Origin of the sequence: Pseudomonas sp. SWI36, assembly GCF_002948105.1 — a bacterium.
In the GTDB taxonomy this organism is placed as follows: domain Bacteria; phylum Pseudomonadota; class Gammaproteobacteria; order Pseudomonadales; family Pseudomonadaceae; genus Aquipseudomonas; species Aquipseudomonas alloputida.
The window spans coordinates 3,344,963-3,359,358 of sequence record NZ_CP026675.1; the positions used below are offsets into that span (position 1 = coordinate 3,344,963).

At 63.3% G+C, this 14,396-nt stretch carries 13 protein-coding genes; 6 read left to right on the plus strand and 7 right to left on the minus strand.

Annotated elements, in window-relative coordinates:
- Nucleotides 1-68: 68 nt before the first annotated feature.
- Complete coding sequence (locus C4Q27_RS15970; RefSeq protein ID WP_104887054.1) at nucleotides 69-950, minus strand: LysR substrate-binding domain-containing protein; 882 nt, start codon at nucleotides 948-950, stop codon at nucleotides 69-71.
- A gap of 77 nt (nucleotides 951-1,027) precedes the next feature.
- On the opposite strand from C4Q27_RS15970, the gene C4Q27_RS15975 reads away from it, so the two are divergent.
- The gene (locus C4Q27_RS15975) at nucleotides 1,028-1,792 is read left to right on the plus strand and encodes a sulfite exporter TauE/SafE family protein (protein WP_104887055.1); all 765 of its coding nucleotides are present in this window, start codon (nucleotides 1,028-1,030) and stop codon (nucleotides 1,790-1,792) included.
- On the opposite strand, the gene C4Q27_RS15980 is transcribed toward C4Q27_RS15975, so the two are convergent.
- Nucleotides 1,782-2,096 (minus strand): putative quinol monooxygenase, encoded by a 315-nt coding sequence (locus C4Q27_RS15980; RefSeq protein WP_064491006.1) that lies wholly within the window; start codon nucleotides 2,094-2,096, stop codon nucleotides 1,782-1,784. The two genes, C4Q27_RS15975 and C4Q27_RS15980, sit on opposite strands and share 11 nt — an antisense overlap.
- A gap of 163 nt (nucleotides 2,097-2,259) precedes the next feature.
- On the opposite strand from C4Q27_RS15980, the gene C4Q27_RS15985 reads away from it, so the two are divergent.
- From C4Q27_RS15985 to ggt, 3 genes are all read left to right on the plus strand, one after another.
- Nucleotides 2,260-2,850, plus strand: a complete 591-nt coding sequence (locus C4Q27_RS15985; RefSeq protein ID WP_049587100.1) for an NAD(P)H-dependent oxidoreductase — start codon at nucleotides 2,260-2,262, stop codon at nucleotides 2,848-2,850.
- 183 nt (nucleotides 2,851-3,033) lie between these two features.
- Entirely contained in the window at nucleotides 3,034-3,930 is an 897-nt protein-coding gene (locus C4Q27_RS15990) for a LysR family transcriptional regulator (protein WP_010955316.1), read from the plus strand.
- A 117-nt stretch (nucleotides 3,931-4,047) separates the two neighbouring features.
- The gene (gene ggt / locus C4Q27_RS15995) at nucleotides 4,048-5,715 is read left to right on the plus strand and encodes a gamma-glutamyltransferase (protein ID WP_010955315.1); all 1,668 of its coding nucleotides are present in this window, start codon (nucleotides 4,048-4,050) and stop codon (nucleotides 5,713-5,715) included.
- A 139-nt stretch (nucleotides 5,716-5,854) separates the two neighbouring features.
- Here ggt and C4Q27_RS16000 read toward each other — a convergent pair whose 3' ends face one another.
- Nucleotides 5,855-7,822 carry a methyl-accepting chemotaxis protein gene (locus C4Q27_RS16000; protein WP_371919372.1) on the minus strand — a complete coding sequence of 656 codons (1,968 nt, stop codon included), beginning with the start codon at nucleotides 7,820-7,822 and terminating at the stop codon, nucleotides 5,855-5,857.
- A 123-nt stretch (nucleotides 7,823-7,945) separates the two neighbouring features.
- A complete protein-coding gene (locus C4Q27_RS16005; protein ID WP_020193242.1) occupies nucleotides 7,946-8,830 on the minus strand; it encodes a neutral zinc metallopeptidase in 885 nt (294 codons plus the stop codon).
- A 200-nt stretch (nucleotides 8,831-9,030) separates the two neighbouring features.
- Here C4Q27_RS16005 and pcaH point away from each other — a divergent pair, with 200 nt between their 5' ends.
- Nucleotides 9,031-9,750, plus strand: coding sequence for a protocatechuate 3,4-dioxygenase subunit beta (gene pcaH / locus C4Q27_RS16010; RefSeq protein ID WP_009682255.1), 720 nt, complete (start codon nucleotides 9,031-9,033; stop codon nucleotides 9,748-9,750).
- Nucleotides 9,751-9,760: 10 nt separating this feature from the next.
- A complete protein-coding gene (gene pcaG, locus C4Q27_RS16015; protein ID WP_010955312.1) occupies nucleotides 9,761-10,366 on the plus strand; it encodes a protocatechuate 3,4-dioxygenase subunit alpha in 606 nt (201 codons plus the stop codon).
- Between the two features lie 137 nt (nucleotides 10,367-10,503).
- Here pcaG and trmA read toward each other — a convergent pair whose 3' ends face one another.
- From trmA to C4Q27_RS16030, 3 genes are all read right to left on the minus strand, one after another.
- Nucleotides 10,504-11,589: a tRNA (uridine(54)-C5)-methyltransferase TrmA gene (gene trmA / locus C4Q27_RS16020; protein ID WP_004575991.1), complete on the minus strand. Its 1,086-nt coding sequence runs from the start codon at nucleotides 11,587-11,589 to the stop codon at nucleotides 10,504-10,506.
- Complete coding sequence (locus tag C4Q27_RS16025; protein ID WP_010955311.1) at nucleotides 11,586-12,881, minus strand: NCS2 family permease; 1,296 nt, start codon at nucleotides 12,879-12,881, stop codon at nucleotides 11,586-11,588. Before C4Q27_RS16025 ends, trmA begins: the two co-directional genes overlap by 4 nt.
- Nucleotides 12,882-13,110: 229 nt before the next feature.
- Nucleotides 13,111-14,331 carry an MFS transporter gene (locus C4Q27_RS16030; RefSeq protein ID WP_010955310.1) on the minus strand — a complete coding sequence of 407 codons (1,221 nt, stop codon included), beginning with the start codon at nucleotides 14,329-14,331 and terminating at the stop codon, nucleotides 13,111-13,113.
- Between the last annotated feature and the right edge of the window lie 65 nt (nucleotides 14,332-14,396).

A 14,396-nucleotide genomic window follows, 5' to 3' on the forward strand; every position in this document is an offset into this window, starting at 1 on the left:
CGACGTCCAGGTGTCTGGCCGCGCTATGGCAGGCGGTTTACCTCGACAGTGGTGTGCGCCCTTGCGCATCAGCCGGTAAAGGTGGCTACCAGTTCTGCGGCATAGCCTGGTAATGCCGCAAAATCCCGCGCGCACACCAGCAACCGGCGGTTGGCCCATGGCTCCTGCAGCGCCACCCAGTGCAACGGCAGCATGCCTTGCCAGCGCTGTACTGCTGCCAGCGGCACCACCCCGATTCCGGCCCCGCCCGCGACCATGCGGATCACCCCATCAAACCCCTCCGCACGCACCCGAACCTGCATGCGCTGCCCCTCGTGCAGCGCTTGCTCTTCAAGGTACAACCCCAATGCACTGCCGGCCCCCAGGCCGACATAGCCATGGGCCAGGCTGTCGACGAAGCTTGGCGCCAGCGCACTGGCCAGGGGGTGGCCCTGTGGCGTCACCAGCACCAGCGGGTCGTCTCGAAACGGCCGGGTCTGCAGGTGCTCGCTGGGGGCGGCTGTGGACACGATGCCCAGGTCGGCCATGCCTTGGGTAATTGCCTGCACGATGCGCAAACTCGGCAGCTCTTGCACATCCACGCTGACGCCCGGGTTCTCAGCCAGGTAGCTGGCCAGCAGTTCGGGCAGGTATTCGGTCAGCGCTGCGGTGTTGCACAGCAGGCGCACCTGGCCTTGCTGCCCTTGCGCGTATTGGCCCAGGTCGAACTGCAGGCGTTCGACCTGCTGCGTTATCAGCCGTGCATGCTGCAAGAGTGCCTGGCCAGCCGGCGTTGGTTGTACGCCACGGCGGTTACGTTCCAGCAAGGGAATGCCCAGCGATGCTTCCATGGCGCGAATGCGCGCACTGGCTGCCGGCAGCGACAGATGGCTGCGGCTGGCGCCGGCGGTAATGTTGCCGCACTCCAGGGTGTGCTGGAACAGCTTGAGGTCGATCAGGTCGAAATGCATATGGCTCTTTCCTGGCAAGAGGCTGGCTGAGTATATGGCAGATTCTCACGTCGCCCGGGGCACGGCATCATCGACCCATGACGACCTTGCTTGCTTTCTACCAGAACATTGGCCCGGCACTCTCGTTGCTGGTTGTACTGACCTTTCTGCTGGCTGGCGCAGTGAAGGGGGTCATCGGCCTGGGCCTGCCGACCATTGCCATGGGCCTGTTGGGCCTGGCTATGCCACCGGCGCAGGCTGCCGCGTTGTTGATCGTGCCCTCGACACTCACCAACCTGTGGCAGCTGGCCAGCGGCGGGCATCTGCGAGGGTTGTTGGTCCGCCTGGGGCCGATGCTGGCATTGATTTTTGTCGGCACCTTGCTGGGCAGCGCCTGGCTGGGAATCAACAGTGGCCCCTGGGCTGCGCACGCGCTGGGGGGCGCCTTGCTGGTCTATGCGTTGTATGGGTTGGTCGGCCCGGGCTTGCAGGTAGCCCCGGGACACGAGCGCTGGCTGGGACCGCTTTGCGGGCTGGTCACGGGTGTGGTCACCGCGTCGACCGGAGTGTTCGTGATGCCAGCGGTGCCTTACCTGCAGAGCCTGGGCTTGAGCCGCGAGCAGATGATCCAGGCCCTGGGCCTGTCGTTCACGGTCTCGACCCTGGCCTTGGCCCTAGGCCTGGCCGGGCAGGATGCCTTGGGTGGCCAGGCGCTGGGGGCGTCGCTGCTGATGCTGGCGCCGGCCTTGCTCGGCATGCTGGCGGGCCAGTGGCTGCGTCAGCGGATCAGCGCGCTGCTGTTCAAGCGTTGCTTTTTCATCGGCCTGGCCGCCCTCGGCGGCCACCTGCTGATCAACGGCTAGCGGACGAAGCGCTGAGCATGTCGACCCTCTGGATATCGAAATCGCGCTCCAGGTAATCCATGCGGCTTTCGAAGAAGGCGGCCATGTGCGGGAGGGCCGAGTGCACGTCCAGCGCGGCCTTGTCGGCCCACACTTCGAAGAACACAAACAGGCTCGGGTCCTGCTGGTCGCGCAGCATGTGGTACTCGATGCAGCCGGGTTCCTGGCGGCTTGGCTCGACGTAGGGACGCAACAGGTTTTCAAACGCATCAGCCATTTCCGGGCGGGTCTTGGCTTTGAGGATAAAGGCGAACGGCTCACTCATGGGGCGCTACTCGGTGATGGGTGGTGAGTCGATTCTACGGCAATAATGCATCGCTCATTCGTGACTTCTGGTCAATTGTATTTTGCCCCGTCACCGCTGTATCCCGCCCCCGCGAGCCTCTAACCTGCCGGCATCAATTTTTGATTCGGCCGTGGAGGCCAGCATGAAAAAGATCCTTCTGCTCAATGGTGGTAAACAGTTCGCTCACTCCGAAGGCCGCCTCAACGCGACCTTGCACGAAGCGGCCATCGCTCACCTGGACCGCGCCGGTTTCGATGTGCGCCAGACGTTCATCGACGGCGGCTACGATGCCCAGGAAGAGGTGGAGAAATTCCTCTGGGCCGATGTGGTGGTCTATCAGATGCCCGGCTGGTGGATGGGCGCGCCGTGGACCGTGAAGAAGTACATCGACGAGGTGTTCACTGCCGGTCACGGCAGCCTGTATGCCAATGACGGTCGTACCCGTTCTGACCACTCGCAGAAATACGGCAGCGGTGGTCTGGTGCACGGCAAGCAATACATGTTGTCGCTGACCTGGAACGCGCCGCAGCAGGCGTTCGATGACCCGAGCGATTTCTTTGAAGGCAAAGGGGTGGATGCCGTGTATTTCCCGTTCCACAAGGCCAACCAGTTCCTGGGCATGACCGGCCTGCCGACCTTCCTGGCTGTGGATGTGATGAAGCGCCCGGATGTGCCGGCGGCGTTGGCAGCTTATGAGGCCCATCTGGACAAGGTGTTTGGCAAGGCACAGTAATTTTATGTCTGTACCGGCCTCTTCGCGGGCTTGCCCGCTCCCACAGGTATTACGCAGGTTTCAAGGACTTTGCAGTACTTGTGGGAGCGGGCAAGCCCGCGAAGAGGCCCGTACAGGCGCTGCTGGACTTGGCCTCGACAAGCGGTTATCTAATCCTTGCACAGACCAACCACAGGCCCTGATGTGAAAACCCGATCCGAAGAACTCCAGGTATTCGTCGCCGTCATCGACTGCGGCTCGATTTCCGCTGCTGCCGAGCAGATGGGCCAGACCCCGTCTGCCGTCAGCCGCACCTTGTCGCGTCTGGAGGGCAAGCTGGGCACCACGCTGGTCAACCGCACCACCCGGCGCATGGACCTTACCGAAGAGGGGCGCTACTTTCTTGAGCGCGCGCGGCTGATCCTGCAGCAGATGGACGAGATGGAAGAGCGTCTGTCGATGAACCGCCAGACCCCGACCGGGCGATTGCGCATCAATGCCGCTGCGCCGTTCATGCTGCATGCCATCCTGCCCTGGATCGGCGAGTTCCGCCGCCAGTACCCAGGCATCGAACTGGAGCTCAACACCGACGACCTGATCATCGACCTGCTGGAGCAGAGCACTGATGTGGCGATACGCATCGGAGAGCTGGCCGACTCCAGCCTGCACGCGCGCAGCCTGGGTTGCAGTCCGGTGCAGGTGCTGGCCAGTCCGGCCTACCTGGAGCAGCACGGCACGCCACGGCAGGTCGAGGACCTGGCCAACCACTGTCTGCTCGGCTTCAGCCAACCTGAGTCGCTCAATCACTGGCCGCTACGCCACGCTCAGGGCGATCGCTGGAGCATCCGCCCGACGCTGGTCGCTTCCAGCGGCGAAACCCTGCGCCAGCTGGCGTTGGCCGGGGAGGGCATCGTCAGCCTGTCGCACTTCATGACCCACGAAGATATCCGCACAGGGCGCCTGCAGGTGCTGCTGAGCGAGGCCAACAATGGCTACCGTCAGCCGATCCACGCGGTGTATTACCGCAACACCCAGTTGGCGCTGCGCATCCAGTGCTTCCTGGATTTCATCCAGCGCAAGCTGGCGATGTACGCCTGCTGAGTTGCCTGATCGCGACAAATCCTGTCCACAGGCGGCGAAACTTCCGACGGTTGATTGCACAGTCGAAGCGCTTCGGCCTTACTGACTGCTCAACAAAAACAACACCAAGGAAGTGTCATGCGTATTGTCCCGTTCCAGTACCTGGCTCTCGCAGCCGCGATCCTGAGCTGTTCCTCGGTTTACGCCGCCACCCTGGAGGGCGGCGCGGTGGCCGCCCCCGATCAATATGGCGCACAGGTGGCCGCCGATATTCTGAAAAAGGGCGGCAACGCGGTGGACGCGGCAGTGGCGACCGCCTTTACCCTGGCGGTGACTTACCCAGAGGCCGGTAATATCGGCGGTGGCGGCTTCATGACCCTGTTCGTCGATGGCAAGCCTTACTTCCTCGACTACCGCGAAGTCGCGCCCAAGGCCGCCACGCGCAACATGTACCTGGACGACAAGGGCGAGGTCATCGAGAACCTCAGCCTGGTCGGGGCACGCGCCGCAGGCGTACCCGGTACGGTAATGGGCCTGTGGGAGGCGCACCAGAAGTTCGGCAAGCTGCCCTGGAGCGAGTTGCTGACCCCGGCCATCGGCTATGCGAAAAACGGCTTCAAGGTGGCGGAAAAGCAGTACCAGTACCGCAACGATGCCCAAGGCATGTTCAAGACGGCGACCAACTTCAACGATTACTTCGGCAACATGAAGGTCGGCGAGCTGTTCAAGCAGCCGGAAATGGCCCAGACCCTGGAGCGCATAGCCGACAAGGGCGTGAGCGAGTTCTATCAAGGCAAGACCGCCGATTTGCTGGTGGCGCAGATGCAGGCTGACAAAGGCCTGATTACCAAAGAAGACCTGAAGGATTACAAGGCGGTATGGCGTGAACCGATGGCCGTGAGCTGGCGTGGCAATGTGGTGTATACCGCGCCACCGCCGAGCTCGGGCGGTGTGGCGCTGGCCCAGTTGCTGGGCATCAAGGAAGACCGCGCGGCCGACTTCAAAGGGGTGGCGCATAACTCGGCGCAATACATCCACCTGTTGGCCGAGATCGAAAAGCGGGTGTTCGCCGACCGCGCCGATTACCTGGGCGACCCGGCCTTCACCAAGGTGCCGGTGGACCAGCTGGTGGCCAAGGATTACCTGGCCAAGCGCGCAGCTCAGGTCAACCCGAAGGCCATTTCCGACACCGACAAGGTCAAGCCGGGCCTTGAACCGCACCAGACCACGCATTTCTCGATCGTCGACAAGCAGGGCAACGCGGTCAGCAATACCTACACCCTCAACCTCGACTACGGCAGTGGTGTGGTGGTGAAGGGCGCCGGTTTCTTGCTCAACGACGAGATGGATGATTTCAGCGCCAAGCCGGGGGCGGCGAACGCCTTTGGCGTGGTCGGCGGTGATGCCAACGCGATCGAACCGGGCAAGCGCATGCTGTCGTCGATGAGCCCCAGCCTGATGACCCGCGATGGCAAGGTCGAGCTGGTTATCGGTACCCCGGGTGGTTCACGGATCTTTACCTCGATCTTCCAGGTGATGAACAACCTGTACGACTACGGCATGCCGCTGGACAAGGCGGTGGCGGCGCAGCGCGTGCACCATCAGTTGCTGCCCAAGGACACCATCTACTTCGACAGCTATGCGCCACTGACCGGGCCGGTAGCTGATGAGCTGAAGAAGATGGGCTATGTGCTGGAGGACCAGGGCTGGGAGATGGGCGACATCCAGGCGATCCGCGTCGATGGGGCGAAGCTTGAGACCGCTTCCGACCCACGTGGGCGTGGGGTGGGGATGATCGTCAAGTAGTACCTGTCAGAACGCCGGGAGGGCTTTGCCCTCCTATCGCGACACAAGGCCGCTCCCACGAGGACCTGCGTACGTCGATCAATGTGGGGTGCGGCCTTGAATCGCGAAAGGGCCGCAAAGCGGCCCCAGGTGCCAACGGTCAGACGCGGAACTGGCTGACCAGTGTCTGCAACTGCCCACCCAACCGCGCCAGCTCCACACTCGACGCTGCCGTCTCGTCACTGGCTGCTGCGGTTTGCTCCGAAACATCACGCACATTCAGGATGCTTCGGCTGATCTCTTCAGCCACCGCACTCTGTTGCTCTGCCGCCGCAGCAATCTGCTGGTTCATCGACTGGATGCTCGATACCGTACTGGTGATGCTCTCCAGCGATGACCCGGCCTTTCGCGCCAGTTCGACGCTGCTGTCGGTCAGGGCACGGCTGCCCTGCATGGCATTCGCCACTTGCTGGGTACCGTGCTGCAGGCTGGCAATCAGCTCTTCGATCTCTTCGGTAGACTTCTGCGTGCGTTGGGCCAGGCCGCGCACTTCGTCGGCAACCACGGCAAAGCCACGGCCTGCCTCGCCGGCACGCGCCGCCTCGATCGCTGCGTTGAGCGCCAGCAGGTTGGTCTGTTCGGCCACCGACTTGATCACGTCCATCACGCTGCCAATTTTCTGGCTTTCCTGCTGCAGCAGGTTCATGGCCTCGGTGGAGCGGTGCATGTCTTCGGCCAGGCGTTCGATCTGGCCAATCGCTTCGCCCACCACGCGGTCGCCGGCACGGGCTTCGTCATCGGCTCCGGTGGCTGCATGTGAGGCCTGCTCGGCATTGCGCGCCACTTCCTGAACGGTAGCGGCCATTTCGTGCATGGCGGTGGCCACCTGGTCGGTCTCGACTTTCTGGCTGTTGGCGCCTGCGCTGGTCTGTTCGGTGACTGCCGACAGCTCTTCGGCGGCGCTGGCAATCTGGGTGACACCATCGCGGATGCCGCTGATCAGCTCGCGCAGGGTGGTGCCCATGCGCGCGATGCCTTGCTGCAGCACGCCCAGTTCGTCACGGCGGGTGACGCGCATGTGCTGGGTAAGGTCGCCACTGGCGATTTTTTCCACGGCCACCAGGGTGTCTTGCAACGGGCGCGTGATCTGGCGGGTGATCAGCACCGCCGCCAGCACGCCGACCAGCAGCGCCAGCAGTGTGGCGATGGCCTGCAGGCTGCGGGCCTGGGTGCTCTCGATGTCACGGCGCTCCAGCTGGATCTGGTACAACGCGTCGCTGCGCTTGACGATGTCGGCACCCTGCACGGTCATTTCGGCACGCGAGGTGGTGATGTTGGCAACCGCGTCGCGGAACTGGCGTACGGCGTCACGATAGGCCAGTACTGCGTTTTCGAACTGTTGCAGGCGCGCATCTTCGCTGGGCAGCTGGCGCTTGAGGTTGTCGGTATCGGCCAGTGCTGCATCCAGCTGGCGCAAGGCGGCCTGCTCGTTGGCGCTGCTGTTGTCGGCGATGTAGCCACGCACATCGATGCGTACCTGCAGCAGTTGCTGGCGGGCCTTGCTGATCAGCTGGTACTGGGCCAGGCGCACGCTGTCAGCCTCGGGGCGAGCCATCACCTCCCGGCTGAGCGCATCCATGGCCTGGTCGGCGCGGATGGCCGAGCTGTCCATGGAAACGCGCGCTGCGCGGGTGGCGTCGTAGCCCTGGCGCATCTTGTTCAGCGACAGCTTGTAGGCACTGATGGTATCGCCCAGCTCACCCAGCAGCTTGACGTTCTCCGGGCTTTTGAAGGTGGTGGCCAGGTAGGCTTGCTGCTTGCTGAATGCGTCCAGCTTGGCCAGGGTGTTGGCGGCGGCGGTATCGTCGCCGTTGGCGATCATGTACTGCAGGCGCGCAATGCGCAGATCGGTGAGGTCCTTGTTCAACTGGCCAATATCGCCCATCCAGTTGCTACGGTCGATCAGGCTGCCCAGGCTGGTCCAGCCGGTGAGGGCCAGCAGGCCAGTGAGGACCAGCACCAGGCCGAAGCCCAGGCCGAGTTTAAGGTTGACGCTGATGTTGGCGAACCAGCTGTTCATGCACGCTCTCCAGAAGTTGATTTCGCTCTCTTGATCTTCGATCGCCAGGCGTTGTTGTTCTGGATGCCCGCTGATTCGTGCAGGGGTTATCGGCCGTGATCGGGGAAGCTGAAACGCTTTTTCAGCAAAATATCAGCAGATGGTCTCACTTGGTCCCTGTTGGGCCCGGGATCAGAGGGTGCGTGCGCTGAAGGTGTCGCAGCGGTTCACTTCACCTTCGGCAAACCCGATCTTGAACCAACGCACCCGCTGCGCGGAAGTACCATGGGTGAACGAGTCCGGCACTACGCGGCCGCGGCCTTGCTGCTGCAGGCGGTCGTCGCCAATGGCATTGGCCGCATTCAGCGCTTCCTCGACATCGCCTGGCTCCAGCCAGTTCAGGCGTTTCTGCGCCTGGTAGGCCCATACCCCGGCCAGGCAGTCAGCCTGCAACTCCTGGCGCACCAACAGGCCGTTGTCGCCCTCCATGCGCTGGCCGGCGCGTCGTGCGGCATCGATCTTGGCCGAAACGCCCAGCAGGGTCTGCACATGGTGACCGATTTCGTGAGCTATTACGTAGGCCTGGGCGAAGTCGCCCGCTGCAGCGAAGCGGGTTTCCATTTCGCGGAAGAACGACATGTCCAGGTACACCCGCTGGTCCGCCGGGCAATAGAACGGCCCGACCGCTGCCGAGGCAAAACCACAGGCCGAATTGACCTGGCCACTGAACAGGACCAGTTTGGGGTCACGGTATTGTTTGCCGGCCTGGGCGAACAGGGCTTTCCAGGTGTCCTCGGTGTCGCCCAGAATCGAGGCGACGAACTCGGCCTGCTGGTCGTTGGCCGGGGGGGCCTTGGCGCTTGTACCACTGGGGGCCGTTTGCTGTTGCTCCAGCTGGCCGGTGAGCTGGCCAAGAATCTGCAGCGGGTCCTGCCCGGTGAGCCAGCCGATGCCGACGATCAGCAGAATCGCCCCGAGCCCCAGCCCCTTGCCGCCGCCGAAGCGCATGCCGCCACCGCCACCTTCGCCCCGAGCATCGACCACGTTGTCGCTGCGTCGGCCTTTTCGCCATTCCATGAATGCTCTCCCGAGCGTGAAACAAGAAGTCAAAGATTAGTTCAGGAAAGCGGCAGGTGTCAGGCAAAGGTGTTAAGCCATAACCATTTGGTTATGTATGAGGTGGTCGATTTCAATATTCATCGCGCGCGACCTGCCGGAAACTGCAAGTCCGCCTGCCACGCCCAGGCGTTCTCACAATTCCAAGAGAGGAAACCGGCATGCCCGCCCAGGACAACAGCCGCTTCGTGATCCGTGATCGCAACTGGCACCCTAAAGCCCTTACGCCTGACTACAAGACCTCCGTTGCCCGCTCGCCGCGCCAGGCACTGGTCAGCATTCCGCAGTCGATCAGCGAAACCACTGGTCCGGACTTTTCCCATCTGGGCTTCGGCGCCCACGACCATGACCTGCTGCTGAACTTCAATAACGGTGGCCTGCCCATTGGCGAGCGCATCATCGTCGCCGGCCGTGTCGTCGACCAGTACGGCAAGCCTGTGCCGAACACTCTGGTGGAGATGTGGCAAGCCAACGCCGGCGGCCGCTATCGCCACAAGAACGACCGCTACCTGGCGCCGCTGGACCCGAACTTCGGTGGTGTTGGCCGGTGCCTGACCGACCGTGACGGCTATTACAGCTTCCGCACCATCAAGCCGGGCCCGTACCCATGGCGCAACGGCCCGAACGACTGGCGCCCGGCGCATATCCACTTCGCCATCAGCGGCCCATCGATCGCCACCAAGCTGATCACCCAGTTGTACTTCGAAGGTGACCCGCTGATCCCGATGTGCCCGATCGTCAAGTCGATCGCCAACCCGCAAGCCGTGCAGCAGTTGATCGCCAAGCTCGACATGAGCAACGCCAACCCGATGGACTGCCTGGCCTACCGCTTCGACATCGTGCTGCGCGGCCAGCGCAAGACCCACTTCGAAAACTGCTGAGGACCCCGCCATGCCAATCGAACTGCTGCCGGAAACCCCTTCGCAGACTGCCGGCCCCTACGTGCACATCGGCCTGGCCCTGGAAGCCGCCGGCAACCCGACCCGCGACCAGGAAATCTGGAACTGCCTGGCCAAGCCAGACGCCCCGGGCGAGCACATTCTGCTGATCGGCCACGTATACGACGGAAACGGCCACCTGGTGCGCGACTCGTTCCTGGAAGTGTGGCAGGCCGACGCCAACGGTGAGTACCAGGATGCCTACAACCTGGAAAACGCCTTCAACAGCTTTGGCCGCACGGCTACCACCTTCGATGCCGGTGAGTGGACGCTGCAAACGGTCAAGCCGGGTGTGGTGAACAACGCTGCTGGCGTGCCGATGGCGCCGCACATCAACATCAGCCTGTTTGCCCGTGGCATCAACATCCACCTGCACACGCGCCTGTATTTCGATGATGAGGCCCAGGCCAACGCCAAGTGCCCGGTGCTCAACCTGATCGAGCAGCCGCAGCGGCGTGAAACCTTGATTGCCAAGCGTTGTGAAGTGGATGGGAAGACGGCGTACCGCTTTGATATCCGTATTCAGGGGGAAGGGGAGACCGTTTTCTTCGACTTCTGAGGTGAAGCTTGGGGCCGCTATGCGGCCCATTCGCGGGCAAGCCCGCTCCTACAACGATCTGCGTACACCGACGCCGATCAATGTGGGAGCGGGCTTGCCCGCGAATGGGCTGCAAAGCAGCCCCGGCGATACAACGATCAGCGCCGAACCAGCAGAACCCCACTCTCCATATGGTGGGTATACGGGAACTGGTCAAACAATGCACAGCGCTCGATGCGGTGGGTGTCCTGCAACTGGGCAATGTTCGCTGCCAGCGTTTCCGGGTTGCACGAGATGTACAGAATGCGCTCGAAACGACGGGTCAGCTCGCAGGTATCCGGGTCCATCCCCGCACGCGGTGGGTCGACGAACACTGTACCGAACTGATAACTCTTCAGGTCGATGCCTTCCAGGCGCCGGAACGGCCGCACTTCATTCAGTGCCTGGGTCAGCTCCTCTGCCGACAAACGTACCAGCCGCACGTTATCCACAGCGTTTTCGTCAAGGTTGCTCAGTGCGGCATTGACCGACGTCTTGCTGATTTCGGTGGCCAGCACCTGGCGTACGCGCGTGGCCAGCGGCAGGGTGAAGTTACCGTTGCCGCAATACAGCTCCAGCAGGTCATCCTCACGCTCGCCAATGGCCTCGAAGGCCCAGCTGAGCATCTTCTGGTTCACTGCGCCGTTGGGCTGGGTGAACGCACCCTCCGGCTGGCGGTAACTGAACACGCGGCCAGCCACATCGAGTTTTTCCACTGCGTAGTCGCGGCCGATAACCAGGCGTTTGCCCTTGGAGCGGCCGATGACGCTCACCCCCAGCGCTTCAGCCAGTTGCCGTGCTTCCACTTCCCAGGCCTCGTCCAGCGGGCGGTGATAGCACATCGTGATCATCGCATCGCCAGCCAGCGTGGTGAGGAACTCCACCTGGAACAGGCGGTTGCCCAGTTCTTCGCTGGCCTGCCAGGCTGCCTTCAGGCGTGGCATCAACGCGTTGATGCGTTCGCTGGCAATGGGGAAATCGTCGATCAGGATTGCCTTGTGCTTCTCGCCCGGGGCGAACATGGCGTAGTGGCGCTGGCCATCCTCGCGCCACAGGCGGAACTCGGCGCGCAGGCGGTAATGCTCGCGCGGTGAGTCGAAAACAGCCGGTTCCGGCGCGCCGAACGGTGCCAGCAGCTCGCGCAGCCGGGCCACTTTGGCATCCAGCTGGGTGGCGTAGGAGGAGGGGTCGAAAGCAGCACTCATGCGTTGAACCAGCCTAGCTTGATGACGAACAGGATGGAAAGGATCACCAGCGCCGAGTTCAGTTCGCGGTGGCGGCCCGAGATCAGCTTGACGGCGGTCCAGGCGATGAAGCCGAAGGCGATACCATTGGCGATCGAGTACGTCAGCGGCATGGCCAAGGCAGTTACCACCACCGGTGCGGCTTCGGTGACGTCGTCCCAGTTTATTTCCGCCAGGCCCGAGGCCATCAGTACCGCGACGAACAGCAGCGCCGGAGCGGTGGCGAAGGCGGGCACGCTACCGGCCAGTGGGGCGAAGAACAGCGCCAGCAGGAACAGCACGGCAACCACAATGGCCGTCAGGCCGGTGCGGCCACCGGCGCTCACGCCCGCAGCGGACTCGATATAGCTGGTGGTGGTCGAGGTGCCCAGCAGGGAGCCGGCCATGGCGGCGGTGCTGTCGGCGATCAGGGCGCGGCCCATCTTCGGCATGTGGCCGTCCTTGCCCATCAGGCCGGCGCGCTTGGCCACGGCGATCAGTGTGCCGGAGTTGTCGAACAGGTCGACGAACAGGAACGCGAAGATCACGCTGATCAGGCCCACATCGAGGGCACCGGCGATGTCCAGCTGCAGGAAGGTGGGTGCCAATGAAGGTGGCATCGACACGATCCCGCCGAACGGCGTGACGCCCATGGCGATCGATGCGACGGTGACGGCCAGGATGCCGATCAGCACCGCGCCGCGAACTTTCAGCGACTCAAGGCCGACGATCAGGAAGAAGCCCAGTGTGGCGAGAATCACCGAAGGCTGCTTGAGGTCGCCCATGCCCACCAAAGTGGCTGGGTTATCGACGACGATGCCGGCGTTATGCAGGGCGATCAATGCCAGGAACAGGCCGATGCCGGCGGCAATCGCCGAACGCAGCGGCAGCGGAATGCTGTTCACGATCCACTCGCGGATGCGGAAGATCGACAGCAGGAAGAACATCACTGCTGACAGGAACACGGCACCCAGTGCCACCTGCCAGGTGTGGCCCATGTGCAGTACTACGGTGTAGGTGAAGAACGCGTTCAGGCCCATGCCCGGTGCCAGGGCGATCGGGTAGTTGGCAATCAGGCCCATGGTGGCGGAGCCGATGGCGGCTGCCAGGCAGGTGGCGACGAAGATCGCGCCCTTGTCCATGCCGGTCTCGCCGAGGATGCTCGGATTGACGAACAGGATGTAGGCCATGGCCAGGAAGGTGGTGACGCCCGCGAGAATCTCGGTGCGCACGTTGGTGTTGTGTGCTCTTAGTTGAAACAGCCTTTCCAGCATGCCCGCTCCCCAAGGCGCCCCCGGCGCCATGAATGTATCGACCCCATCAGCAAAGCACAGACCGTACCGGATGCTGTGGTTTTGTGTGGGGAGGAAAAAAGCCGCGCATCATACCAGCATGCATGGCGGGGGCCTATGGCCGTTGGGGAATGGGTTTTTCTGGCCCTGCGCGGGGTACGCCCCCTGTAGGCGCGGGCTTGCCCGCGAAGCGGCGGGCACAGGTGACCCATCACCCGTTATGCAACCGATCCCGCTTGGCCAGGGTAGGGAACAGTTTTATCCACACCCCGGTCACCACCAAGGTGCCCACCCCGCCCAGCACTACCGCCGGCACTGTACCAAACCAGTGCGCGGTCACCCCCGATTCGAACTCACCGAGCTGGTTCGAGGCACCGATGAACAGGCCGTTCACTGCGCTCACCCGCCCACGCATTTCATCCGGTGTCTCCAGCTGCACGAACGAGCTGCGAATGACCATGCTGATCATGTCTGCCGCACCCAGTACCACCAGTACCGCCAGCGAGAACCAGAACGAGGTCGACAGGCCGAAGGCGATGGTCGCCACGCCGAACACCCCGACCGCAGTGAACATCGTCCGCCCGACGTTGCGCTGGAACGGGAAGCGCGCCAGCCAGAGCGACATCAGCAACGCCCCCACCGCTGGCGCGGAGCGCAACAGGCCAAGGCCCATCGGCCCGGTCAGCAGGATGTCTTTGGCAAATACCGGCAGCAACGCGGTGGCCCCGCCCAACAATACGGCGAACAGGTCCAGCGAGATGGCGCCGAGGATGTCGGGCCGGCTGCGAATGAAACGGATGCCAGCCAGCAGCGATTCGATGCTGGCGCGCCCGCGCTGGGCGACCTGGCCGCGCGCCTGCAGGCTCAGGGTCAGCACGCAGGCAATGGCGTACAAGGCCACCGTCGGGCCGTACACCCACATGCTGCCAAAGGCATACAGGAAACCGCCCACCGCCGGCGCCACGATGGTCGCCGACTGGGTGGCCGAGGCCGACGCCGCCACTGCCCGCGGGAACAGCCCGGCCGGTACCACATTGGGCAACAGCGCCTGGGTTGCCGGCATTTCGAATGAGCGGCTGGCGCCGAGCAGGAAGGCCAGGGCAAAGATCAGTTCGCGGGTGACGTTGTCGGTGGCACTGCCCACCGCCAGCGCCAGGGCAATCAGCCCCTGAAGGCTCTGGCACAGGGCGGCGACCTTGCGCCTGTCATAGCGGTCGGCGACATGGCCGGTGTGCAGCATGAACAGCACCCGTGGGGCGAACTCGACCAGGCCGACCAGGCCCAGGTCCAGTACGTTGCCGGTCAATTGGTAGAGGTGCCAGCCGATGGCCACGGTGAGCATCTGGAAGCCGCTGGCGGTGAACACGCGAGCCAGCCAGAAGGCCAGAAAAGGACGATGGTGACGCAACAACTGCGGTGCGGAATCGGACATCGGAAACCAGGGGCCTCGGCGCAGTAGAGGGGTGCGCAGCGTATCATCTGTTTGTAACAAACGGT